This window comes from Agrobacterium sp. 5Ca39 (assembly GCF_055382365.1).
This window is the reverse complement of the sequence record NZ_AP026436.1, coordinates 2,757,495-2,779,300: the sequence shown is the minus strand read 5'-3', so window position 1 is coordinate 2,779,300 and position 21,806 is coordinate 2,757,495. Positions and strand designations below refer to the sequence as shown.

Annotated in this window: 25 protein-coding genes; 14 read left to right on the top strand and 11 right to left on the bottom strand. The window is 58.7% G+C overall.

From position 1 onward, the window contains the following. Positions 1 to 79 precede the first annotated feature (79 nt). On the bottom strand, positions 80 to 247 hold the full coding sequence (locus ACZ47E_RS13600) for a hypothetical protein (RefSeq protein ID WP_003503889.1): 168 nt from the start codon (positions 245 to 247) through the stop codon (positions 80 to 82). Positions 248 to 481: 234 nt separating this feature from the next. On the opposite strand from ACZ47E_RS13600, the gene ACZ47E_RS13595 reads away from it, so the two are divergent. From ACZ47E_RS13595 to ACZ47E_RS13585, 3 genes are all read left to right on the top strand, one after another. Continuing rightward, positions 482 to 829, top strand: coding sequence for an ArsC family reductase (locus ACZ47E_RS13595; protein ID WP_035206648.1), 348 nt, complete (start codon positions 482 to 484; stop codon positions 827 to 829). A gap of 12 nt (positions 830 to 841) precedes the next feature. Further along, positions 842 to 1,318 (top strand): Cys-tRNA(Pro) deacylase, encoded by a 477-nt coding sequence (gene ybaK, locus ACZ47E_RS13590; protein ID WP_060942486.1) that lies wholly within the window; start codon positions 842 to 844, stop codon positions 1,316 to 1,318. Between the two features lie 87 nt (positions 1,319 to 1,405). After that, complete coding sequence (locus tag ACZ47E_RS13585; RefSeq protein WP_035206643.1) at positions 1,406 to 2,644, top strand: aminopeptidase; 1,239 nt, start codon at positions 1,406 to 1,408, stop codon at positions 2,642 to 2,644. A gap of 6 nt (positions 2,645 to 2,650) precedes the next feature. Here ACZ47E_RS13585 and pecM read toward each other — a convergent pair whose 3' ends face one another. Continuing rightward, positions 2,651 to 3,514 carry a 4-hydroxybenzaldehyde efflux transporter PecM gene (gene pecM, locus ACZ47E_RS13580; protein ID WP_060942485.1) on the bottom strand — a complete coding sequence of 288 codons (864 nt, stop codon included), beginning with the start codon at positions 3,512 to 3,514 and terminating at the stop codon, positions 2,651 to 2,653. An 81-nt stretch (positions 3,515 to 3,595) separates the two neighbouring features. On the opposite strand from pecM, the gene ACZ47E_RS13575 reads away from it, so the two are divergent. The 3 genes from ACZ47E_RS13575 to ACZ47E_RS13565 all read left to right on the top strand — a co-directional run bounded on the left by ACZ47E_RS13575 (position 3,596) and on the right by ACZ47E_RS13565 (position 6,165). Beyond that, on the top strand, positions 3,596 to 4,096 hold the full coding sequence (locus ACZ47E_RS13575) for a MarR family winged helix-turn-helix transcriptional regulator (RefSeq protein ID WP_037089606.1): 501 nt from the start codon (positions 3,596 to 3,598) through the stop codon (positions 4,094 to 4,096). Positions 4,097 to 4,200: 104 nt separating this feature from the next. Then, positions 4,201 to 4,908: a FadR/GntR family transcriptional regulator gene (locus ACZ47E_RS13570; RefSeq protein WP_004439405.1), complete on the top strand. Its 708-nt coding sequence runs from the start codon at positions 4,201 to 4,203 to the stop codon at positions 4,906 to 4,908. A gap of 54 nt (positions 4,909 to 4,962) precedes the next feature. Beyond that, positions 4,963 to 6,165, top strand: coding sequence for a mandelate racemase/muconate lactonizing enzyme family protein (locus tag ACZ47E_RS13565; RefSeq protein WP_107339912.1), 1,203 nt, complete (start codon positions 4,963 to 4,965; stop codon positions 6,163 to 6,165). Here ACZ47E_RS13565 and xseA read toward each other — a convergent pair whose 3' ends face one another. Beyond that, on the bottom strand, positions 6,166 to 7,764 hold the full coding sequence (xseA, locus tag ACZ47E_RS13560; RefSeq protein WP_107339911.1) for an exodeoxyribonuclease VII large subunit: 1,599 nt from the start codon (positions 7,762 to 7,764) through the stop codon (positions 6,166 to 6,168). It abuts the gene before it with no gap. Between the two features lie 188 nt (positions 7,765 to 7,952). On the opposite strand from xseA, the gene ACZ47E_RS13555 reads away from it, so the two are divergent. Together ACZ47E_RS13555 and ACZ47E_RS13550 are read left to right on the top strand one after the other, a co-directional pair. Beyond that, the gene (locus tag ACZ47E_RS13555) at positions 7,953 to 8,195 is read left to right on the top strand and encodes a hypothetical protein (protein ID WP_107339910.1); all 243 of its coding nucleotides are present in this window, start codon (positions 7,953 to 7,955) and stop codon (positions 8,193 to 8,195) included. Between the two features lie 12 nt (positions 8,196 to 8,207). Continuing rightward, positions 8,208 to 8,579 (top strand): hypothetical protein, encoded by a 372-nt coding sequence (locus ACZ47E_RS13550; RefSeq protein ID WP_107339909.1) that lies wholly within the window; start codon positions 8,208 to 8,210, stop codon positions 8,577 to 8,579. Here ACZ47E_RS13550 and ACZ47E_RS13545 read toward each other — a convergent pair. Further along, complete coding sequence (locus tag ACZ47E_RS13545) at positions 8,576 to 9,559, bottom strand: Gfo/Idh/MocA family protein (RefSeq protein ID WP_037089444.1); 984 nt, start codon at positions 9,557 to 9,559, stop codon at positions 8,576 to 8,578. The genes ACZ47E_RS13550 and ACZ47E_RS13545 overlap by 4 nt on opposite strands. 178 nt (positions 9,560 to 9,737) lie before the next feature. Between ACZ47E_RS13545 and ACZ47E_RS13540 the strand changes: the two genes are divergently transcribed. The 4 genes from ACZ47E_RS13540 to ACZ47E_RS13525 all read left to right on the top strand — a co-directional run bounded on the left by ACZ47E_RS13540 (position 9,738) and on the right by ACZ47E_RS13525 (position 12,783). Further along, positions 9,738 to 10,298: an isochorismatase family protein gene (locus ACZ47E_RS13540; RefSeq protein WP_037089447.1), complete on the top strand. Its 561-nt coding sequence runs from the start codon at positions 9,738 to 9,740 to the stop codon at positions 10,296 to 10,298. After that, positions 10,298 to 11,281, top strand: a complete 984-nt coding sequence (locus ACZ47E_RS13535; protein WP_278067161.1) for a GlxA family transcriptional regulator — start codon at positions 10,298 to 10,300, stop codon at positions 11,279 to 11,281. Before ACZ47E_RS13540 ends, ACZ47E_RS13535 begins: the two co-directional genes overlap by 1 nt. Before the next feature lie 107 nt (positions 11,282 to 11,388). Then, positions 11,389 to 12,339: an aldo/keto reductase gene (locus tag ACZ47E_RS13530; protein WP_207588402.1), complete on the top strand. Its 951-nt coding sequence runs from the start codon at positions 11,389 to 11,391 to the stop codon at positions 12,337 to 12,339. After that, a complete protein-coding gene (locus ACZ47E_RS13525) occupies positions 12,340 to 12,783 on the top strand; it encodes a GNAT family N-acetyltransferase (RefSeq protein WP_006699727.1) in 444 nt (147 codons plus the stop codon). Here the strand turns inward: ACZ47E_RS13525 and ACZ47E_RS13520 are convergent, their stop codons facing one another. Then, complete coding sequence (locus ACZ47E_RS13520) at positions 12,784 to 13,674, bottom strand: LysR family transcriptional regulator (RefSeq protein WP_004439376.1); 891 nt, start codon at positions 13,672 to 13,674, stop codon at positions 12,784 to 12,786. It lies immediately after the preceding gene. Positions 13,675 to 13,790: 116 nt separating this feature from the next. Here ACZ47E_RS13520 and ACZ47E_RS13515 point away from each other — a divergent pair, with 116 nt between their 5' ends. Next, positions 13,791 to 14,792, top strand: a complete 1,002-nt coding sequence (locus ACZ47E_RS13515; RefSeq protein ID WP_045533043.1) for an aldo/keto reductase — start codon at positions 13,791 to 13,793, stop codon at positions 14,790 to 14,792. Between the two features lie 53 nt (positions 14,793 to 14,845). Here ACZ47E_RS13515 and pheT read toward each other — a convergent pair whose 3' ends face one another. The 6 genes from pheT to infC all read right to left on the bottom strand — a co-directional run bounded on the left by pheT (position 14,846) and on the right by infC (position 20,779). Further along, on the bottom strand, positions 14,846 to 17,269 hold the full coding sequence (pheT, locus tag ACZ47E_RS13510; RefSeq protein WP_278067159.1) for a phenylalanine--tRNA ligase subunit beta: 2,424 nt from the start codon (positions 17,267 to 17,269) through the stop codon (positions 14,846 to 14,848). 24 nt (positions 17,270 to 17,293) lie between these two features. After that, entirely contained in the window at positions 17,294 to 18,376 is a 1,083-nt protein-coding gene (gene pheS, locus ACZ47E_RS13505; RefSeq protein ID WP_004439367.1) for a phenylalanine--tRNA ligase subunit alpha, read from the bottom strand. Continuing rightward, positions 18,369 to 19,247 (bottom strand): lipopolysaccharide kinase InaA family protein, encoded by an 879-nt coding sequence (locus ACZ47E_RS13500; protein ID WP_035206809.1) that lies wholly within the window; start codon positions 19,245 to 19,247, stop codon positions 18,369 to 18,371. The genes pheS and ACZ47E_RS13500 overlap by 8 nt, the downstream gene beginning before the upstream one ends. A gap of 162 nt (positions 19,248 to 19,409) precedes the next feature. Continuing rightward, complete coding sequence (gene rplT, locus ACZ47E_RS13495; protein ID WP_003493358.1) at positions 19,410 to 19,814, bottom strand: 50S ribosomal protein L20; 405 nt, start codon at positions 19,812 to 19,814, stop codon at positions 19,410 to 19,412. Positions 19,815 to 19,854: 40 nt separating this feature from the next. Continuing rightward, a complete protein-coding gene (gene rpmI / locus ACZ47E_RS13490; RefSeq protein ID WP_003493355.1) occupies positions 19,855 to 20,058 on the bottom strand; it encodes a 50S ribosomal protein L35 in 204 nt (67 codons plus the stop codon). Between the two features lie 184 nt (positions 20,059 to 20,242). After that, a complete protein-coding gene (gene infC / locus ACZ47E_RS13485; protein WP_004439353.1) occupies positions 20,243 to 20,779 on the bottom strand; it encodes a translation initiation factor IF-3 in 537 nt (178 codons plus the stop codon). A 187-nt stretch (positions 20,780 to 20,966) separates the two neighbouring features. On the opposite strand from infC, the gene ACZ47E_RS13480 reads away from it, so the two are divergent. After that, the gene (locus ACZ47E_RS13480; RefSeq protein WP_278067158.1) at positions 20,967 to 21,755 is read left to right on the top strand and encodes an alpha/beta hydrolase; all 789 of its coding nucleotides are present in this window, start codon (positions 20,967 to 20,969) and stop codon (positions 21,753 to 21,755) included. Positions 21,756 to 21,806 lie beyond the last annotated feature (51 nt).

Genomic DNA, 21,806 nt, shown 5'->3' with positions numbered 1-21,806 from the left:
GTAGCGCCCGCCGAGAACCAGGTGTTCCGGAATCCGGCGCGAGCGAGGCGGTGCCGCCTCGCCGGGAACGATAACCAGCTTAGAGCTGAACCTTGTCGAAAGCCTTGCCATCGATGCCGAGGGCTTCGAGATCGGCACGGGCGGGCTTGCGATGCGCGCGAACAGCGGCCGAAACCGAGAGCGCTGCACCGAGAACGGCGAAAGTTTCACCGAAGAAGTTACGCGATGTCTTTGCAACCTGACGCATTTTTCTCTCCATCTTTGATGCCCAGATAATGGGCATTTCCGCGCCGTTCTACAACTCATGATGTAGCAGGTAAGCCATGCAGCTTTGCTCGCGCTCGTTCGGATATCAGCCATTGCGATTTCGCATGGCTCAGGCTTGGCGTCTTCAAAAGGACGCAGGGCGCCTCAGCCGGCGGGTTGAATAAGGCGGATATTTTGTTATGCCGGAAAGCTTGAACACAAAGAGGCTGGCAGCATGACGATCATCATTTACGGCATCAAGAACTGCGACACGATGAAGAAGGCCAGAAGCTGGCTGGAAACCCATGGCGTCGACTATTCTTTCCATGACTACAAGGCCTCGGGCATTGACCGCGCCCATCTGGAGACATGGTGCGATGCCGCGGGCTGGGAAACGGTTCTCAACCGCGCCGGTACGACCTTCAAAAAACTCGATGACGGCCAGAAGGCTGGCCTGAGCCGCGAGAAGGCCATTGCACTGATGCTGGAGCAGCCCTCCATGATCAAGCGTCCGGTGCTGGAGGCGAAGGGCAAGATAACCGTCGGTTTCAAGCCTGAAACCTACCAGACTCTTTTTGCGTGACTGCAATCTGCCATGTCCAAAACAACCCGCGCCACCCAGATGCTGAACAAGGCGGGCGTCGCCTTCACCGCCGTTACCTATGATTACGACCCGAATGCAGACCGCATTGGCCTGCAGGCGGCCGAGGCGATCGGCGAGCCACCGCATCTGGTGCTGAAAACGCTGATGGCGGAGCTGGACGGCAAGCCGGTCTGTGTCGTCGTCCCTTCGGATCGTGAGGTCAGCATGAAGAGGCTTGCGGCCGCTTTCGGAGGCAAATCCGCCAGCATGATGAAACCTGCCGATGCCGAGCGTGCCACCGGTTACCATGTTGGCGGCATCAGCCCTTTCGGGCAGAAGAAACAGGTGCCTACGGCCATCGAGGCCAAAGCGATGACGCATGATTATGTCTACATGAATGGTGGGCAGCGCGGCTTGCAGGTGAGGCTTTCCCCCCGAGATGCCCAAACGGCACTGAAGGCCATTGCCGCACCGCTGGTCGCCGATTGAGGCGCAGGGGCGCGCCTGAAAGCGTTTGGCTTTCAGGAGGAATGGGCTATGGTCGGCGCCTCCGATTGAAATAGACGAAGGCAGATCATGACTGTTTCCCCCATCGATCCCGTCAAACTCGAAAAACTGGCCGAAGTCGCCATCAAGGTCGGTCTGCAATTGCAGAAGGATCAGGATCTGGTGATTACCGCGCCGCTGGCAGCGCTGCCGCTGGTGCGATTGCTGACAAAACATGCCTATATGGCGGGCGGCGGACTGGTTACCACCTTTTACTCCGACGAAGAAACCACGCTTGCCCGCTATCGCCATGCGAGCGACGCCAATTTCGACCGGGCTTCCGGCTGGCTTTATGATGGCATGGCAAAGGCCTATTCGAACGGCGCGGCGCGGCTGGCAATTGCCGGCGATAACCCCATGCTGCTGGCCGAACAGGACCCCGCCAAGGTTGCCCGCGCCAATAAAGCTAACTCCACCGCCTATAAGCCGGCGCTGGAGAAGATTTCCAACTTCGACATCAACTGGAACATCATCTCCTATCCGAACCCCTCCTGGGCAAAGCAGGTGTTTCCCGACGTGACGGAAGACGAAGCGGTCCGCAGGCTTGCCGACGCCATCTTCGCTGCCTCGCGGGTGGATCTGGCTGATCCGGTCGCCGCATGGGCTGAGCACAATGCCAACCTTGCCAAGCGCTCGGCGTGGCTGAATGGCGAACGTTTCGCTTCACTGCATTTCACCGGCCCTGGCACGGATGTGAAGATCGGCCTGGCGGACGGCCACGAATGGCATGGCGGCGCCTCCACCGCCAAGAATGGGGTCACCTGCAACCCCAATATCCCGACCGAAGAAGTGTTCACGACACCGCACGCGTTGCGGGTCGACGGTTACGTCTCCAGCACCAAGCCCCTGTCGCATCAGGGAACGCTGATCGACGATATCCAGGTAAAGTTCGAGGGTGGACGTATCGTCGAAGCCAAGGCTTCGAAGGGCGAAGCCGTATTGAACAAGGTCCTCGACACTGACGAAGGCGCGCGGCGTCTCGGTGAAGTGGCGCTGGTGCCGCATTCCTCGCCGATTTCGGCAAGCGGCATCCTGTTCTACAACACGCTGTTCGATGAAAATGCCTCGTGCCACATCGCGCTCGGTCAGTGCTATTCGAAGTGCTTCCTCGACGGCGCGTCGCTGTCGCAGGATCAGATCAAGGCGCAGGGCGGCAATTCCAGCCTGATCCACATCGACTGGATGATCGGCTCCGACAAGGTGGATATTGACGGCGTGAGGCCGGATGGCTCCACGGTTCCTGTCATGCGCAAGGGCGAATGGGCCTGACGACACCTATCTCGGCAACTGGCTGCGCTGACTGAGCCAGATGCTGAAGAGCACCGCAACGAAACCTGCGATCTGCGCTGGCGTGAGGCTTTGGCCGAGCGCCAGCCAGCCGAGCAGGGTTGCAACGACCGGGCTTAGAAAACCAAGCGATGCGGCGGCGGAAGGTTCGATGCGGGCAAGTCCGCGGAACCACAGAAAATAGGTCAAGGCAGCGCCGATAAGACCCAGATAGGCCATGCCGAGAATATTGGCGGCCGTCGGCGTCGGCAGTGTGGGTTCAAAAAAATACGCGACCGGCAGCAGCAGGATACCACCGGCTGTCAGTTGCCAGGCGGTAAACGTCAGGTTCGACACCGGCGGACGCCATTTGCGGGTCAGCACTGTTCCAAAAGCCATGGACACGGCACCGGCAAGGCCTGCCGCCACGCCGATACCATCCATCGCAGCCCCCGGCGCCAGAACCAGAAGCGCCACACCGACAATACCCAGAAAACCGGCCGCGATAGCCAGCGGCCGGACCGGTGTCGCGAGAAACAGCCGAGAAAGGCCAATCACGATCAGGGGCTGGACCGCGCCCACCGTTGCCGCCACGCCGCCGGGCAGCCGATAGGCCGAAACGAAAAGCATCGCCCAGAAGAACGAGAAATTCAGTGCCCCCAGAATGAGGCTGCGCGGCCACCAGATACCGTTTGGCAGTTTTCTCACGAAAAGCAGCAGCAACACGCCAGCCGGCAATGCGCGCAGCATGGCGACATGCAGAGGGTATCCATGAGGCAAAAGCTCGGTGGTGACGAAATAGGTCGTGCCCCAAATAGCGGGAGCAAGAGAAGTCGTCAGCACATCGGCGGCATAGGCTGTATTTTTCTTCATTTCAAGAATCTCTATATCAAGACAAATGCACCCTAAGTGATTTTATCTTGACGTCAAGATACTAATTGTTATGCCTTGATGATGAGCAAAGAACCACTTGACCGCGTCGATCACATTCTGGCGCAATGGCGCAGGGAGCGGCCCGATCTCGATGTTGAACCCATGGCTCTGCTGGGGCGCCTGAACCGTCTCACCACCCATCTAGCGCGAGAGGTGGAGACCGTGCTGCTGAAGCACGGTCTTTCCTCCTCCGCTTTCGATGTTCTCGCAACATTACGGCGTTCCGGATCACCCTACCGGCTTTCCCCCGGCGATCTGCTGGCGATGACAATGGTAAGCTCCGGCACCATGACCAACCGCATCGACCAGCTCGAAAAAGCTGGGTTTGTGAAGCGCATACATAATCCCGATGACCGGCGCAGCGTCTTGATATCGTTAACAGAACCGGGATTTTCCATTGTCGAGGAAGCGGTCGGTGCACATGTCGAAAACCAGCAGCGCCTGGTCTCCAGTCTGAGCGAGGAAGAGCGCACGACGCTGAACCAGCTGTTGAAACGGTTCTTGCGGGATTTCGAAGCGTAGGCATTTCCGCCTGGCAAACATAATGCTCCGTGATGCCGCTTGTTTCGCGCCCAAAAATCCTGTAAGCAATTTTCCGTAAACCTGTACTACAGGTTGGAGGAAAAATGTTAAGTGCCATTTCGCATGAATCCGGCCTCGTCAGCAGCACGATCGGCGCGATCACCCGTCATATCCGCGAAAACGAACTTGCGCCCGGCGCCAAGCTCCCCAGCGAACTTTCGCTTTCGCAGCAGCTCGGCGTTTCCCGCACCGTCGTCCGTGAGGCCTTCCGGTCCCTATCGGCCATGCGGCTGATCGATGTCAGCGCCGGCAAACGCGCTACGGTAGCGACGCTGGATCATGGTGCGATGTCATTGATGTTCGAACACGGCATTCACACCGAACAGATCAATATCCAGCAGATCTACGATGTGCGCCGTACGATCGAGGTCAGAACCGTGACGCTCGCGGCGCTCAGAAGAACGGATGCGGAAGCGCTCACCATTCTCGACCATGCCAACAACATGGAGCGGGACTTTGGCGACAATGACAAGGTCATGGAACACGATCTGGCTTTTCACCTTGCTGTTGCAAGAGCCTCCAAGAACCCGGTTTTTGAACTCATTCTCGGCGCCTTTCAGAATGTAACGCGCCAGACGTGGCCGATCGGCTGGAAAAGCCGCACATCCGATGCACAGCGACATGCTGCAGGCGAACTTCACATCGCCATCGGACAGGCCATTGCCGCCGGTGACCCGCAAACCGCTTCAACGCTGATGGCGCGTCATTTCGATGAAAGCGTTCACGCGCTTCTGGCGGCCGGCATCGCCTGATTTTTTTCAACGCAGTCCCAGACGGAAACTGACTGCCTCTGGAGGAGACACTTCATGAAAATCACCAAACTCGAGACCGTCCGCGTGGCGGAACGGGCAAACCTGCTCTGGGTTCTGGTCCATACGGATGAGGGCATTACCGGGCTTGGCGAAACCTTTTATGGCGCCGAGACGGTGGAGACCTATGTGCATGAATATATTGCACCCAGGGTCATCGGCCGCGATCCGCTGCAGATCGACCTTCTGGCGCAGGATCTCGTCGGTTATCTCGGCTTCCGCTCATCCGGTGCGGAAGTGCGCGGCAATTCGGCATTCGATATTGCGCTTTGGGATATTTTCGGCAAGGCCACCAACCAGCCGATAGCCCAGCTGCTCGGTGGTTTCAGCCGCAAGGAAATCCGCACCTACAATACCTGCGCAGGCACTGAATATATCAAGAAAGCCACCGGCCAGCACACGGCCAATTACGGCCTCTCCGGTGGCAAGGATTATGACGATTTGAACGGCTTCCTGCATCGCGCGGACGAGCTTGCCCATTCGCTGCTGGAAGACGGCATCACGGCCATGAAGATCTGGCCTTTCGATGCAGCGGCGGAGAAGACGCGCGGGCAATATATCTCGATGCCGGACCTGAAGGCAGCGCTTGAGCCGTTTGAAAAAATCCGCAAAGCGGTGGGCGACAAGATGGATATCATGGTGGAGTTTCACTCCATGTGGCAGCTTCTGCCCGCCATGCAGATCGCCAAGGCGCTCACGCCATACCAGACCTTCTGGCATGAAGACCCGATCAAGATGGACAGCCTTTCCAGCCTGACGCGATATGCCGCTGTTTCGCCCGCACCGATTTCCGCGTCCGAAACGCTGGGTTCCCGCTGGGCCTTCCGCGACCTGCTCGAGACAGGTGCTGCCGGTGTGGTGATGCTTGATATCAGCTGGTGCGGCGGGATTTCCGAAGCGCGCAAGATTGCCTCGATGGCGGAAGCCTGGCATCTGCCGGTCGCCCCGCATGATTGCACCGGGCCGGTGGTGCTGTGCGCCTCCACACATCTGTCGCTCAATGCGCCGAATGCGCTGGTGCAGGAAAGCGTGCGTGCCTTCTACAAGACCTGGTATCGCGATCTCGTGACCGCATTGCCGGAAGTGAAGAACGGCATGATCACCGTGCCGCCAGGCGCTGGCCTTGGCATGGAGCTGCATCCCGATATCGAAAAGACCTTCACCGTCAGCCGCCGTTCTTCAGATGCGGCATCGATCTGATCAGAACAGGCTGCCCTGGTTGCCAGGGTCCGAAGAAGCCGGTTTGACCGGCTTCTTTTTCAACGCGACGGGCGGATCCGGGGACGGCGTCCCCTCTCCCGTTGTGATGGCGGAGACGCGACCGTCGGCGAATTCCATAGAGACAACAGCGCCTGACGCGATAGCCGCAGCACGAGTCAGCGGCCGGTTCTCATCATCGCGGATCACCGCATAACCGCGATTCAGCACGTTCTTATAGGACAGCGATTGCAGGATACGATCATGGGCGGCGAGACCGGAACGGTTCTGCGCCATGCGATGCAACACGGCGGTATCGGCGCGGCGAGACGCGGTGACGACGCGTTCCTTCTGCCGCTCCAGCTGGCCGAGAAGTCGGGCAGGGAGCGAACGCAACGCGGAATCGAAAGCATCAACGCGGCCCTGCCCCTGCAACAGGCGGCGTTCCACAAGGGTCTCGGCCCGGCGCATGCGTTCGCTGATCCCCTGCCTGTGGTGTTTGAGACCGTTCAACAGGGTTTCCGGCCTGAGACCCGAGGCAGAACGTTCGAAGGCACGGCGCTTGTTGAGGGCTGTTATTTCCAATCCGCGACCGAGACCACTCGCGGCTTCGTCGAACCGGCGGCGCGGCAAAGCAAGAAGCTGATCGAGCGAAGGCAGCGCGCGCACCAGCGCCCGCACGCCTTGACGGCGATTGTCCATCTGCCGCAAGACCGAACCGGAAAGGCGGGCAGCGAGGCCCGACAGCTGCGCTTCGAGTTCCGCCCGCACCGGCACCGCCATTTCGGCGGCTCCCGTCGGCGTCGGGGCGCGCACGTCGGCGGCATAATCGATCAATGTCGTATCGGTCTCGTGTCCGACGGCGGAAATCAGCGGGATTTCGCTCTCGGCAGCAGCGCGCACGACGATTTCGTCATTGAAGCCCCAGAGGTCTTCGAGGCTGCCGCCGCCGCGCGCAACGATCATTACATCGGGGCGGGCAATCTCGCCGCCGGGCTGAAGCGCGTTGAAGCCGCGAATGGCGTTCGCCACCTCCTCACCCGAGCCTTCGCCCTGCACTTTGACCGGCCAGACGACGACATGGACCGGGAAACGATCCGAAATGCGGTGGAGAATATCGCGGATGACCGCGCCCGTCGGCGAGGTCACAACTCCAATGACGCGCGGCATGAAAGGCAGGCGGCGCTTGCGGGCCGGATCGAACAGCCCTTCCGCCGCCAGCCGCCGGCGGCGATCCTCCAAAAGCGCCATCAGCGCGCCGGCGCCGGCGGGCTCAAGGTTTTCGATGACGATCTGGTATTTCGAGGAACCGGGAAAGGTGGTGATCTTGCCGGTGGCGATGACTTCCATGCCCTCTTCCGGGCGGAATTTCAGCCGCGAGAAGGTGCCCTTCCAGATCACCGCATCGATGCGGGCACGATCATCCTTCAGTGAGAAATAGGCGTGTCCTGACGAATGCGGCCCACGATAACCAGAAATTTCGCCCCGCACCCGCACCTGTTCGAACGCCGTCTCCACCGTGCGTTTGATGGAGCCCGACAGTTCGGAGACGGAGAATTCGGCAAGATTGCTCAATGCGGCGTGGGAGAAGATATCGCTCATGCCTGTTTGTAACCAAAAGCCGTCGATTCGGAAATGCCAGCGCCGGCCAGCGCTTTTTTAACCGCGATGAAACCATATCCTCAACTACAGAGTTAGGAAAATGGGGAATGGAGGAGAAAACAAGGGTTCGTTAGGGAAGACGGCGTTACGTCTGTCCCAGGCCCGGCAACCAAAGAGGAGGCGGCATCATGATTTTTCTTACCGCCACAGTGCTTGGCGTAACCGCAGTTGCGTTACGTTCGGTTTTCAGCATCGTTTTCATTTGCATGATGATTATCGGTGCCTATGGCGTGGCGATTGCACTTTCTCCCACGGCCGTACCGCTGATGTCGCTGCTTCTGGCACTCGCCGGTTACAATTTCGGTGTCGTCGGTGTCATTATCAGCCTTCTCGTGCTGCAGCGCCCGCGTTCCACTCAGCCAACCCTCTAAAAGCCCCCGGCCTTGAGGCTTCCGCGCTTTGCCCTTACCGAGATTTGCGGGCTGGCCGCCGACATTATCGTTACCTGCCTGCTTATGTTCTATCTCGGCGTTGATGCGCTCGTCGCCCGCGTGCCCGGCGCGGCAACGGGGCTCGCAACAAGCTGGCGGCTGAACAGGGTCAATGCTGAGGCATCAGTTAGGCCGCACGGTTTTTTGATGAACGCCGTAACTATTACCTCACGTATTGTCAGCGTCGGGCTTTTTGCGCTGCTGCAATGGCGCAACCCCCTGGTGCAACCGCTCGTGCCACTTGTCTTTTCAGCATTCGCGGCACTGGTGCTGGCGCTTTACGGCTATTGGCGGCTTCAAAGGCAACGGCAAGAGCGAGACTAAACCGTTTCCCAGCCGTCCTTTTCCGCCGCCCGGTAGATGGCGTCGATGAAAAGCTGGTTCTTCCTTGAGCTTTCCAATGTGACGACGTCGCCCTCACCTTTCGCCGCACGGGCAAAGGCTTCCGCTTCCAGCTTGTACTGACGGCTGTCCTGAAACCGGAAGATTTGCGAGGCGTTATGGGTCTGATTGGTTAACTCGATCTCTTCCGCACCCCACCGATTGGCGTTGAAAGGCGACTTTACCTCGATGTAACCGTCCGTGCCGTGAAAGACCATGAGCTGGCGGGAGGCGAGTTGTGTCGCCAGATAGAAGCTCAGTTCAAAACCGCCGAAATCGGCCCTGACGCTAGCGTAGATATCCGTGCCGAATTCACTGTCGCGTTCGACGGTTGCTTGCACACGTTTCGGTTCCGCACCGGTGGCAAATCGCGTCACGATCGTCGGGTAGACGCCGATATCCGGCAGGGCGCCGCCGCCCAGTTCGGGAATATTACGCATATTACCGGGATCGCGATTGAAGTAGGTGAAAGCGCCCTGCACATGTTTCAGCGAACCAATTGCGCCCGAAGCCAGCAGTTCTTTCACTTTCGCCCAGACCGGAGCGTAGGCCACCATGAAGGCCTCGGATACGATAACGCCGTTACGGTCGCGCGCGGCGATAAGGGCGTCTATCTCCTCGGCCTTTAATGAAATCGGCTTTTCGCAAAGAACATGCTTGCCGGCATCAGCCGCCCTGACGGTCCATTCCACATGCTGCGAGGTGGGAAGCGGAATATAAACCGCATCGATGACATCAGAAGCCAGCATTTCTTCATAGGAGCCGAAAGCGTAGGGCACTGAAAAGCGATCGGCCACCGCGCGCGCTTTGGCAGGATCGCGGCTGGCGATGGCGCTGACCACACAGTTCTGTGCATCCTGTATTGCCGGAATAACGTGGTCCTGAGCGATTTTCGCCGTTGAGATTATTCCGAAGCGCAGCATTCCGTTCTCCCGTTCTGTCATTCCTGGAAACTTAGCACCGCCACACACTCTGGCAAGCCGCGGCAGCGCGACTGATAAAGAATGGCCGAATTTGTCCGGTCATTGTCGGTCTGGCTGCTTTTATACGTACATCAAAAGGGAAATGATGCTAGATATGAACCCAACGGAGAACCGTGAAATGTCCTCTTCCAACACCGCGCTGCTTGTCATCGACGTTCAGGAATCCTTTCGTCACGCCCCCTACTTTGATGAAAGCGGCCTCTCGCTTTATCTTGAGAAGCAGCAGGCGCTCATCGATGGCGCCAAAGCTGCTGGTATTCCCGTTGTGCAGATCTTCCATGTCGATGGTGACAAGGCCTTCTCAAAAGACAGCGGTTACATCCGTGCACTTGAGGGCGTAAGAATTACCCCAGATGTCACCTTTCACAAGAACCGCCATTCGGCCTTTGCCGGCACCGGTCTTGAAATCTGGCTGACTGAGAAGGGCATCAACCGATTGATCGTCTCCGGCATCCGTACCGAGCAATGCTGCGAAACCACGACCCGGCACGCTTCCGATCTTGGTTACAAAGTCGACTACGTCAGCGAAGCGACGCTGACTTTCCCGATGACACATGCTTCCGGCACCGTTTTCAGTGCGGAAGATATCCGCAAGCGAACCGAACTGGTGCTGGCTGGCCGCTTCGCGCGCATCGCAACTGTCAGCGACGTGCTTGCAACCATCAAAGAGGCCGCCTGATGGATGAGGGCGGCACCCGCGTCATTCCCTTTTATACGCTTGTGCCGCCACATGCGCTGTTGCTCGATATAGCCGGCCCGCTTGAGGTGATCCGTTATGCCAACGGGGAACAGCGCGACATCCATTTTGACTGCCGGTACATTGCTGCGAGCGACGAGCAACAAACTTCCATTGGTCTTGCGCTTGCCCGGCTTGAGAGCTTGCCGGCGACGTTGCCGGAAAATGCTCTTCTACTGATCTCCGGGAGCACATCACGCTTCGACAGTGATCCGGGAACGCAGCGTGAGCGGCAGGCGCTGGCGACATGGCTGCGCCGTGCAGTGCGTCCCGACACCACGGTGATTTCCATTTGCTCCGGCGCGCTTCTGGCGGGCGAAGCGGGCCTTTTCGACGGCCGCAACTGCACGACCCATGCTGACTGTATAGAGGGGCTACGCCGCATTGCGCCATTGTCACAGGTGGCCGAAAACCGCCTTTTCGTCGAGGACGGCAACCGTTTCTCCAGCGCCGGTATTTCCACCGGCATCGACCTGATGCTGCATGTGGTCTCCCGGCTGACATCGCCTGCGGTTGCGGCACGCATCGCCAAAACCATGGTGGTTTATCTCAGGCGTAGCGGTAACGATCCGCAAATCTCCCCCTGGCTCACAGGCCGCAACCACATCCATCCCGCCATTCACCGGGTGCAGGACCGCGTAATGGCCGAACCGGCGCAGGACTGGTCGCTGGAGCGGCTAGCGGATATCGCCGCGCTCAGCGAAAGGCATCTCTCACGTCTGTTTCGCGAGCATGCCGGCATCAGCGTCATCGATTATGTCAACCTGATGCGGGTCAACCTCGCCCGTGATATTCTCGCAAACAGCCGCCTTGATATGGAGGCCATTGCCGAACGGGTGGGTTTTGCCTCCGCCCGGCATTTGCGGCGGGTCTGGCAGCAGCATAACCGTTATCCGCCCAGCCACTATCGCGGCTTTCACGCCTGATAATCTCGGACCTCCCGCAGCCTGATGATTGCCATCAAAGGAATTGAATGGTTATGCCAGCAGGCAGTTGCTAACCTTGCGATAAGACAGCAACAGGAGCATTCCCCGTGGAAAATCGAAGCCTCGGCCGCACCGGCCTCTCCATCGCCCCCATCGTCTTCGGCGGCAACGTGTTTGGCTGGACAGCGGATGAAAAGACGTCCTTTGCCCTGCTTGACGCCTTTTTTGATGCGGGGTTCAACGCCATCGACACGGCGGATGTCTATTCCGCCTGGGTGGATGGGCATGTTGGCGGTGAATCCGAGGCCATCATCGGCAAGTGGCTGAAACAATCCGGCGTCAGGCGCGAGGACGCGGTGATCGTCACCAAGGTAGGTTTCGACAATCGCGGCCAGAAGACCGGTCTCAGTGCCAAGTGGATCGCCGAAGCCGTCGAAGCTTCGCTGAAGCGGCTTCAGACTGATTATATCGACCTTTACCTCGCGCATAAGCCGGATGCCGACGTGCCGCTGGAAGAAACACTTGCCGCCTTCGCAAAACTGAAGGAACAGGGAAAAATTCGCGCCATAGGCTGCTCCAACTATTCCGCGGGCCAGCTTCAGGATGCGCTGGACACGGCAGAAAAAAATAATCTTCCGCGTTACGACGTGCTGCAGCCGGAATACAACCTCTATAACCGCAAGGATTTCGAAGGCCCGCTTGCCGAGCTTTGCCAGAAGGAAGAGATTGGCGTCATCAATTATTACAGCCTAGCGGCCGGCTTTCTGACCGGGAAATATCGTGCCAAGGCCGATACAGAGGGTGTCGCCCGCAGCTATCGCGTGGGCGAATATGTCAATGCCCGTGGCCTTGCCGTCCTGGGGGCCATGGATGCGGTGGCAGTCGAAACGGGGGCCAAGCTTGCAGATATTGCACTGGCCTGGCTGTTGAGAAAGAAGGCGATAACCGCGCCCATCGCCAGCGCCACCAGCCTGTCCCAGCTCGAAAGCTTCAAACGCGCCGTTGAGTTGACCTTGACGGATGAGATGATGACGCTTCTCGACAAGGCGGGTGCATAAATGGAGCTTGTAATTCGCGATGCGCAGCCGGCTGACCGGGCGGAATGGCTGCGCCTATGGAACGACTATCTCGCCTTTTACGATGTCGATCTTGCCGACGAGGTAACCGACCATACCTGGGAGCGCATTCTCGACCCCGCCTCCCGCGTTTCGATGCGGGTGGCAATGCTTGGCGACCGCATGGCCGGTTTCGCCATTCACCACTTCCATGATTCCACTTGGGTGAAAACGCCTGACTGCTATCTGGAAGACCTTTTTGTCGATGGCGAAATCCGCGGTAAGGGGACGGGCCGGGCGCTGATGGATGACCTTATCGCTATCTGCAAGGAAAAGGGCTGGTCCAGGCTTTACTGGAACACCGGTGAGGACAATCACCGCGCCCAGAAGCTCTACGACAGCTACGTGAAAAGCGACGGCCATATCCGCTATCGCATCACCTTCTGATCACCCCCGGAAGCGGAAGAAATCCACGAAGGCCCTCAGCGCCGGACGCATCTGCCGGCGCGAGGGGTAATAGATGTAAAATCCATCAAACGGCGCGCACCAATCCTCGAGAACGCGGATCAGCCTGCCCTCCCTTATATCGTCTTCGACACGCTGTTCAAAAACGAAGGCAAGCCCTGCGCCGTCTATCGCCGCCCGGCGAATGAGACTCTGGTCCGACAGGATCAGCGGCCCCTGAACGTCGACCACAAGCGCTTTGCCATTTTTCTCCAGCTCCCAGCGATAGATCAATCCACTCGCAAAACGCCGGCGGATGCAGCGATGCCGGATGAGGTCCCTCGGATCACGGGGAGGCGGATTTTCCGCAAAATAGGACGGTGCGCCGACAATCGCGCCACGCCAGGCCCCGCTCGCTTTCACGGCGATCATATCTGCATCGAGATGTTCCCCGAGACGAAGCCCGGCATCGAAACCTTTTGCGACAATATCTTCAAAGCGATCATCGGTCGAAATTTCGAGGGAGATTTCGGGATAGAGCCGCAGGAATTCCCCCAGTCGGGGCACAATAAGATCTTCAGCGGCAAGTCTGGGGAGAGTGATGCGCAAAGGACCTGCGGGTCGACCGCCCTGTTCGGCAAGAGTATCGATGACGGCGTCGATATCGGCAAGCGCCGGCCCCAAGGTTTCGAGAAGCCGCTTTCCTTCCTCTGTCGGAGAAACGCTGCGGGTGGTACGGTGAAGTAGCCGCAGGCCCAGGCTCGCCTCCAGCGACGAGACCGCATGGCTGACGGCGGAAGGGGCAATACCGAGTTCGGCAGCCGCCTTGCGAAAGCTCCGGCCTTCGGCAACGGCGGAGAGAACGGCCAGTTGGGAGAGTTGTACACGGTTCATTGTTCTAAATTATAGAACAACCCACGCGGATTTGCAGTGATTATTTTTGCTGTTCTCATTCGCTATGTTCCCATCACGCCCTGATGACGGGCGGTTCCTTATGGAAGGACGAACAGATGAAAAGCAGAACCCTTGGAGACAATCTGACCGTATCGGCGCTCGGCCTCGGTTGCATGGGAATGACCCATGCCTATAGCCCGACGGGCGATGAAAGCAGTGCGATCGCGACGCTGCATCGCGCTGTTGACCTCGGCGTTACATTTTTCGATACGGCGGAAGTTTATGGGCCCTACACGAACGAAATTCTCCTCGGCAAGGGCCTGAAGCCTTATCGTGACAAGGTGGTGATTGCCACCAAGTTCGGCTTCAAGATTGATGGCAGCAAACCCGCGGGCCAGATGATGGTGGGAACGGACGGTCGACCGGAAAATGTTCGTGCCGTCGCCGAAGCCTCCCTCAAGCGCCTCGACGTTGACGCCATCGACCTCTTTTACCAGCACCGTGTCGACCCCGATGTGCCAATCGAAGAAACTGTTGGGGCGATGGCGGAACTGGTGAAGCAGGGCAAGGTAAAACATCTCGGCCTCTCCGAAGCCAGTGCCGAAACGCTTCGCAAGGCCCACGCCACCCACCCGATTGCCGCCATTCAGAGCGAGTATTCGCTCTGGACCCGCGACCCGGAAGAAAATGGCGTGCTGGATACCTGCCGTGAGCTTGGCATCGGTTTCGTACCGTTCAGCCCGCTTGGGCGCGGTGCGCTGACCGGAGCGCTGAAATCGCTGGACGGACTTGCAGCCGATGATTTCCGGCGTGGCCTGCCGCGTTTCCAGGGTGAAAACTTCGACGCGAACCTGGCTCTGGTCAGACTTCTGGAAGACATGGCTGCCGAAAAGGGTGTGACTGCCGGGCAACTGGCATTGGCCTGGGTGTTGGCGCAGGGGGATTTCATAGTACCGATCCCGGGCACCACGAAGATTGCCAATCTGGAGAAAAACGTCGCGGCCGCTGATGTGTCCCTGACGCCGGAAGAAGTCGAAAGCCTCGGTGCGTTGCTGGCTCCGTCCAAGGTTGCGGGCGAACGTTATCCCGAGCGCATGTCACAGATGGCCAATCGTTGAAAAACAAAAAGCCGCGGTGGTTGCCGCGGCTTTTTTCAATCTGTTATCCGATGTCAGGCGCGCAGAACGCCGCCTGTCGATTTCTCGACATTGCCGACGATCTTGGCCGTCAAGGCTTCGAAATCCTCATCGGTCAGAGTCTTGTCGACCGGTTGAATCTGCACTTCGATGGCGACCGACTTGCGGTTTTCTCCGAGCGATGCGCCTTCGAAAATATCGAAGACATTGACGCCTGTGATCAGTTTGCGATCAGCGCTCGTTGCCGCCTTGATGATCGCCCCCGCCTCTACGGCCTTGTCGACCACGAAGGCGAAGTCGCGCTTGACCGCCTGGAAGGGGGAGAGTTCGAGCGCAGGCTTGGTGCGGGTGGCTTTCTTCTTCGGCTCCTGCATGGCGTCGAGATAAATCTCGAAACCGCAATAGACACCCGACACATCCAGCTCGGACAGTGTTTTCGGATGGAATTCACCGAAGTAACCAAGCACGACCTTCGGGCCCATCTTGATGGTGCCGGAGCGGCCGGGATGATACCAGGCAGGCCCGCCGGCCTCGATCTGGACATTGGCCATGGGGAGGCCGCAGGCTTCCAACACCGTCAGTGCATCCGCCTTTGCGTCGTAGACATCCACGGGCTTGCCGCCGCCCTTGGACGCATTGGACCACATGCGGCCGCTGCCAGCGAGCGAGGCCGTGCCACGGCGAACACCGCCAGCAACACGGCGCTGCGTATCAGGCGTGTCGCCTTCATAGGTGCCGGAGACCTCGAAGATTGCGACGTCACCATAGCCCTTGTCGGCATTGCGCTGTGCGGCGGTCAGCAGGCCCGGCAGCAGCGAGGGCCGCATATCCGACATATCGGCCGCAATCGGGTTGGCGAGCTTCAGCGCCGGCGAGCCGCCGCCGAATAGCTTCGCCTGCGCTTCCGGGATGAAGGACCAAGTGACGGCCTCCAGCATGCCGCGGCTTGCCAGCGCACGGCGCGCGGTGCGCGTGCGGACCTGCAGCGTGGTCAGGATGCGACCGTTGACAGCACCGAAGCTTTCCAGCGGCTCGGGTTTGATATTGTCAACGCCATGAATGCGCATGACCTCTTCAACCAGATCAGCCTTGCCGTCGACATCCGGGCGCCAGGACGGCACAGTGACGGACACGCGCTCGCCCGTTCCCTCGACCCCAAAACCCAAGCCCTTGAGGATGGCGAGGCTCTCTTCAGCCGAGACTTCGAGCCCCGTCAGCCGCTTCACTTCAGCAAGGGGGAAATCCACGACCCTGGGCTGATATCCCTTGTAACCAACGACCTTGGCTTCGCCGGCAACGCCGCCGCAGAGCTCCAGAACCAGTTCGGTGGTCCGCTCCAGGCCCGGAACCATGTATTCCGGATCGACACCGCGCTCGAAACGGTAGCGCGCATGGGTGATGATGCCGAGCGAACGGCCGGTCTTGGCAATGTTGATCGGGTCCCAGAGGGCGGATTCGATCAGCACGTCGACGGTGTTTTCGTCGCAGCCGGAATGTTCGCCACCCATCACGCCGCCGATAGACTCGAGGCCCTTTTCATCGGCGATGACGACATTGTTCGGGCCGAGCTTATATTCACGCTGATCGAGCGCGAGGATCGTCTCACCCTCCTTTGCGCGGCGAACGGTCAGATCACCCTTGACCTTGGCGGCGTCGAAGACGTGCATCGGCCGGCCCTGATCGAAGGTCATGTAGTTGGTGATATCAACAAGCGCATTGATCGGACGCAGGCCGATCGCCAGAAGACGCTGCTGCATCCATTTCGGGCTGGGGCCGTTCTTCACACCGCGCACGATGCGTAGCGAAAAGCCAGGGCAGAGGGCGGGATCGTCCAGTTCCAGCTTCACATCGACGGGCGTTGCGCCTTCCACCTTGAAGGAGGGTGCAGGCTTTGTCTTCAGCTTGCCGAGACCGGAGGCCGCGAGATCACGCGCAATGCCGTAGATCGAGGTGCAGTCCGGACGGTTGGGCGTGAGATTGATCTCGATGACAGGATCATCGAGGCCGGCATATGATGCGAAGGAAGTACCGACGGGCGCATCCGCCGGCAGGTCAATGATGCCGTCGTGATCGTCGGAAATGTTGAGCTCCTTTTCGGAGCACATCATGCCATGGCTTTCCACACCGCGAATCTTCCCGATGGCGAGCGTGACATCGATGCCCGGGACATAGGTGCCTGGACGTGCGAGCGCACCGACGAGGCCAGCGCGCGCATTCGGTGCACCGCAGACGATCTGCACCGGCTTGCCGTCACCGGCATCGACCATCAGCACTTGCAGGCGGTCGGCCTCCGGGTGCTTTTCAGCGGAAACCACCTTGGCAATGACGAAGGGCTTGTAGGCCGCCTTGTCGTCAACATCCTCGACCTCAAGGCCAATCGCCGTCAACCGCTCGCAGATCTCGTCCAGCGTCGCATCGGTATCGAGATGCTCTTTCAGCCAGGAAAGAGTGAATTTCATGTCTTTGCTCCTTGGCTAACCGGATTAAACGCTCAGACCGCCGAACAGCGTCGGCATGTCGAGCGGGCGGAACCCGTAATGGTTCATCCAGCGGACATCGGCGTTGAAGAAATCGCGCAGATCGGGCATGCCGTATTTAAGCATGGCGATGCGGTCGAGACCCATGCCCCAGGCAAAGCCCTGATATTCATCCGGATCCAGCCCGCCGGCGCGCAGCACGTTTGGGTGCACCATGCCGCAGCCGAGAATTTCCATCCAGTCCTTGCCCTCGCCGAACTTGACGATGGGGCCGGAACGGTCGCACTGGATATCCACCTCGAAGCTTGGCTCCGTGAACGGGAAGAAGGACGGGCGGAAGCGCATGACGACGCTGTCGACCTCGAAGAAGGCCTTGCAGAACTCCTCAAGAATCCAGCGCAGATTGCCGACATGCGCCTTCTTGTCGATGACAAGACCTTCGACCTGATGGAACATCGGCGAATGGGTGGCATCGGAATCCTGGCGATAAGTCTTGCCGGGGATGACGATGCGGATCGGCGGCTTCTGGCTCTCCATGGTGCGGATCTGCACCGGTGAGGTGTGGGTGCGCAGCACCTTACGCTCGCCTTTTTCGTCCGGCTGGAAGAAGAAGGTATCGTGCATCTCGCGGGCCGGATGGCCTTCCGGGAAGTTCAGCGCCGTGAAGTTGTAATAGTCAGTCTCGATGTCAGGACCTTCGGCGATGGAGAAACCCATATCCGCGAAGATGGCAGTGATTTCGTCGACAATCTGACTGATGGGATGAATGCGGCCGCGCTCTGCCGGAGACTGGCGGACAGGCAGGCTGACGTCCACCGTTTCGGCCTTGAGACGCGCGGCGATGGCGGCGTCTTTCAGCGCGTTCTTGCGCTCGCCGATAAGGTCGGTAATTTCGGTCTTGAGCTGATTAATGGCGGCGCCGCGGGTCTGGCGCTCCTCCGGGCTCATGCTGCCAAGCGTCTTCAGAAGCTCCGAAACCGAGCCCTTCTTGCCAAGCGCGGAGACGCGCACGGCTTCGATGGCCGGTTCATCGGCAGCGGCGGCGATCTCCGACATCAATTGCGATTTCAAGGTATCAAGTTCAGTCATCTTTTCCTGCCTTGCCGGATTTTTTAACAGCGGCGTCGGTGTTCACAGCATTCATCAGATAGTCGGTCGCCATGATAAAGCGTCGCAGATCACTACCCATCCGCACGCGCCCGATCAACCGGGCAAGCGGTAAAAAACGCCCGAGAATGCGGGTCAAGCGGGTTAATTCTTCCAGTGCGCGGGGTGGAGCATTTTCGAGCCAGCGCGAAAAGGCGGCGTCGCGGGTTTTGGGGGCATCATTGGCGCGCGTGGCCACCTGCAGAAACAGCAGCCAGATATCACGAGCCTGCGCCGTTTCCAGCGGCATGACATCCTGAGGGCGCTCCTCGAAATCCATGAAACCGATACGGCCATCCTTCAAGAAGAAGTCTCGTACATGCGGGCGGCCGTGGCAGAGGCCTGCGGCATGCAGCTCGCCAAGTGCTTCTGCGGATTTAACAAGCAGGGCGTCATGCTCGATCGGATCGGAGGCCTTCAGGGCATCCATGCGCTCCATGAGCGTCGGGCCTACATCTCCCAGCACCACGGCCGTGCGGGATGAGTAGATCAGCGGCGGAACCGGGAAGCCGCGCTGCTGGAACTGCTGCAAGGTTTCCAGTTCCCGCTGCATGAGGCCCGCGCCATCAAGCGGCTCGGAAGGGCGAAGAAAAGCGTAGGGCAGCAGTTTTGACAGCAGCTTCTGAATTTTCATCCACCACGTCACACGCTCCGTGCCCTGCCGTTTGATCCACACCGTCAGCTGCGAGAGTTCAACCTTCTGAATGCGACGGTCACTTTTCAGGAGGACACGCATCACGGTTGCGATGTCATCGTCGTCGAGATGAACTCGGAAACCTTCCGCTTCCACAACCTCACTTTTATTGACCTGCATTTCGTCCACCAAAGGTTTCGCTTCAAACGGCCTGAATACTCCAAGTCTTCTAAATTTCTAAATTAAAAAACGCCGATAGAAATGTATGGCAGCTGAAAACAAAAAACCCGCGCCGGTTGCCCGACGCGGGTTCAAATGAACAAAAGATTGTCCGCGCCGTAATTACTTTACAGCGGTTTCAAACTCGTTGGCCGTACCAGCATCCTTGAGGTACTCAAGCGCCTTCTTCGCTGCTTCGACGAGCGCGCCGAATGCTGCCGGCTCATGGATAGCCATGTCGGACAGAACCTTGCGGTCCACTTCGATGCCAGCCTTGTTCAGGCCGTCGATGAAGCGGCCATAGGTGAGGCCGAATTCGCGGACAGCAGCGTTGATACGCTGGATCCAAAGAGCGCGGAAGTTACGCTTGTTGACCTTGCGGTCGCGGTAAGCGTACTGCTTGGAACGATCCACGGCAGCCTTTGCTGCGCGGATGGTGTTCTTGCGGCGGCCGTAGAAACCCTTGGCTGCCTTGAGTGTCTTGGTGTGCTTGGCGCGGGAAGTTACGCCACGTTTTACGCGTGCCATGTCATGATCTCCTTAAAGTGTCCAAAAATGCGGAAAAGTCTCAGAGACCGTTCGGCAGGTAGTTCTTGACGACCTTCTTGCCGTCAGCTTCGGCGAGAACCATGGTTCCACGCGCGTCGCGAATGAACTTGTTGGTACGCTTGATCATGCCGTGGCGCTTACCGGCGGCGGCTGCAACAACCTTGCCGGTTGCAGTGATCTTGAACCGCTTCTTTGCAGCGGACTTCGTCTTCATCTTGGGCATTTTGCTACTCCGTTTTTGTATCGAAACAGGCAGACGAGGCCTATTTCAAGCTATTCAGGAACGGCCTCGGCATGCCCTGCCGGACCGTTCGGACGCGCGCTTATAACCGCAGTCGGTTAAAAGCGCAACGGGGAAAGCGAACTTCCCCGTGCGGCTCATTACGCCAGTTCTGTGGCGGTATAAATTATTTCGGCGCGAGAACCATCATCATCTGACGGCCTTCAAGCTTCGGCTCGGCCTCCACCTTGGCAATCGCCTGAGTGTCTTCCTTCACCTGAAGAAGAAGCTTCATGCCCAGTTCCTGGTGAGCCATTTCACGGCCACGGAACTTCAGCGTCACCTTCACCTTGTCGCCATCTTCAAAGAAACGGCCCATCGCCTTCATCTTCACGTCATAATCATGCGTGTCGATGTTAGGGCGCATCTTGATTTCTTTGACTTCGACGATCTTCTGTTTCTTGCGCGCTTCAGCGGCCTTTTTCTGGGTCGCGTATTTCAGTTTGCCGAGATCGAGGATCTTGCACACCGGCGGTTCAGCGTTCGGCGAAATCTCAACGAGATCGAGACCGGCCTCCTCCGCCAGTTTCAATGCCTGATCCGTCGGCATGCTACCGAGGTTCTGGCCCTCTTCATCAATAAGCTGAACTCTGGGAACCCGAATTTCCCGGTTGGAGCGCGGCCCCTCCTTGACGGGGGCATCGGCTTTGAAAGGTCTGCGAATGGTCGTATTCTCCTGATCTGTTTCTGGATCACGTCGGCAAAAAACAGCTTGTTTGGTACAAGCGGCGGAAATGTCGTTATTGCCGTGGCGAAGTCAATAGCATATCTGCCCGAAAAGATCACCTGTTGTCACGGTTTTTGCAAATACGCCGCCGTTGTTGCACTAAAATCAGGAGAATTGCATATACATGAGCGAACAAGCCGCCGAATTCCTGCGCGTAGGTCCCGATAACGACAGCCGCGAGATTGCCATTCTCCATCGTCCGGCGATTTCCGGCAAAAGCGCACCCATGCTGGTGTGGCTCGGCGGCTATCGTTCAGACATGACCGGAACAAAGGCGGTTGAACTGGATCGCTTTGCAGCGGAAAACGGCCTTGCCTGCCTTCGGTTCGACTATTCCGGCCACGGCGCGTCCGGCGGAGATTTCAAAAAAGGCACAATCTCCCGATGGCTGGAAGAGGCACTCGCCGTAGTGCGTGCAAAGGCACAGTCGAGCGTCATTCTCGTCGGCTCCTCGATGGGCGGATGGATCGCCTTGCGCATGGTTGAGGAACTACGCAAGACAGGTGGCGCCCCATCCGTCGCAGGCCTGATCCTCATCGCGCCTGCGCCTGATTTCACGGCGGAACTGATAGAGCCCAGCCTGACGGAGGCAGAAAAGACATCGCTGCTGGAGAGGGGCTATTTCGAGGAGCACTCGGAATACAGTCCCGAGCCCAACACCTTCACCCGCGCGCTCATGGAAGACGGCCGGCAGAACCGCGTGTTGCAGGGCATCATCACCACCGGTTGCCCCGTTCACATCCTGCAGGGCATGCGCGATCCCGACGTGCCCTATCAACACGCGCTGAAACTTCTGGAACACCTGCCAGCCGACGACGTGGTTCTGACGCTGATCCGCGACGGCGACCACCGGCTCTCCCGGCCACAGGACATTGAAAGGATGCTCACGGCGGTTAGAGCCCTTGCAACATAGGCATTTCCGCAACGCTCTTAACCATATTCAACGAGTCTTGCGCGCCATTGA

Excerpts from the sequence above, each read along its gene's own strand:
- ACZ47E_RS13600 (WP_003503889.1), bottom strand. The coding sequence starts at position 247 with ATGCGTCAGGTTGCAAAGACATCGCGTAACTTCTTCGGTGAAACTTTC.
- ACZ47E_RS13595 (WP_035206648.1), top strand. The coding sequence starts at position 482 with ATGACGATCATCATTTACGGCATCAAGAACTGCGACACGATGAAGAAG.
- ybaK (WP_060942486.1), top strand. The coding sequence starts at position 842 with ATGTCCAAAACAACCCGCGCCACCCAGATGCTGAACAAGGCGGGCGTC.
- ACZ47E_RS13585 (WP_035206643.1), top strand. The coding sequence starts at position 1,406 with ATGACTGTTTCCCCCATCGATCCCGTCAAACTCGAAAAACTGGCCGAA.
- pecM (WP_060942485.1), bottom strand. The coding sequence starts at position 3,514 with ATGAAGAAAAATACAGCCTATGCCGCCGATGTGCTGACGACTTCTCTT.
- ACZ47E_RS13575 (WP_037089606.1), top strand. The coding sequence starts at position 3,596 with ATGAGCAAAGAACCACTTGACCGCGTCGATCACATTCTGGCGCAATGG.
- ACZ47E_RS13570 (WP_004439405.1), top strand. The coding sequence starts at position 4,201 with ATGTTAAGTGCCATTTCGCATGAATCCGGCCTCGTCAGCAGCACGATC.
- ACZ47E_RS13565 (WP_107339912.1), top strand. The coding sequence starts at position 4,963 with ATGAAAATCACCAAACTCGAGACCGTCCGCGTGGCGGAACGGGCAAAC.
- xseA (WP_107339911.1), bottom strand. The coding sequence starts at position 7,764 with ATGAGCGATATCTTCTCCCACGCCGCATTGAGCAATCTTGCCGAATTC.
- ACZ47E_RS13555 (WP_107339910.1), top strand. The coding sequence starts at position 7,953 with ATGATTTTTCTTACCGCCACAGTGCTTGGCGTAACCGCAGTTGCGTTA.
- ACZ47E_RS13545 (WP_037089444.1), bottom strand. The coding sequence starts at position 9,559 with ATGCTGCGCTTCGGAATAATCTCAACGGCGAAAATCGCTCAGGACCAC.
- ACZ47E_RS13540 (WP_037089447.1), top strand. The coding sequence starts at position 9,738 with ATGTCCTCTTCCAACACCGCGCTGCTTGTCATCGACGTTCAGGAATCC.
- ACZ47E_RS13535 (WP_278067161.1), top strand. The coding sequence starts at position 10,298 with ATGGATGAGGGCGGCACCCGCGTCATTCCCTTTTATACGCTTGTGCCG.
- ACZ47E_RS13525 (WP_006699727.1), top strand. The coding sequence starts at position 12,340 with ATGGAGCTTGTAATTCGCGATGCGCAGCCGGCTGACCGGGCGGAATGG.
- ACZ47E_RS13520 (WP_004439376.1), bottom strand. The coding sequence starts at position 13,674 with ATGAACCGTGTACAACTCTCCCAACTGGCCGTTCTCTCCGCCGTTGCC.
- ACZ47E_RS13515 (WP_045533043.1), top strand. The coding sequence starts at position 13,791 with ATGAAAAGCAGAACCCTTGGAGACAATCTGACCGTATCGGCGCTCGGC.
- pheT (WP_278067159.1), bottom strand. The coding sequence starts at position 17,269 with ATGAAATTCACTCTTTCCTGGCTGAAAGAGCATCTCGATACCGATGCG.
- pheS (WP_004439367.1), bottom strand. The coding sequence starts at position 18,376 with ATGACTGAACTTGATACCTTGAAATCGCAATTGATGTCGGAGATCGCC.
- ACZ47E_RS13500 (WP_035206809.1), bottom strand. The coding sequence starts at position 19,247 with ATGCAGGTCAATAAAAGTGAGGTTGTGGAAGCGGAAGGTTTCCGAGTT.
- rplT (WP_003493358.1), bottom strand. The coding sequence starts at position 19,814 with ATGGCACGCGTAAAACGTGGCGTAACTTCCCGCGCCAAGCACACCAAG.
- rpmI (WP_003493355.1), bottom strand. The coding sequence starts at position 20,058 with ATGCCCAAGATGAAGACGAAGTCCGCTGCAAAGAAGCGGTTCAAGATC.
- ACZ47E_RS13480 (WP_278067158.1), top strand. The coding sequence starts at position 20,967 with ATGAGCGAACAAGCCGCCGAATTCCTGCGCGTAGGTCCCGATAACGAC.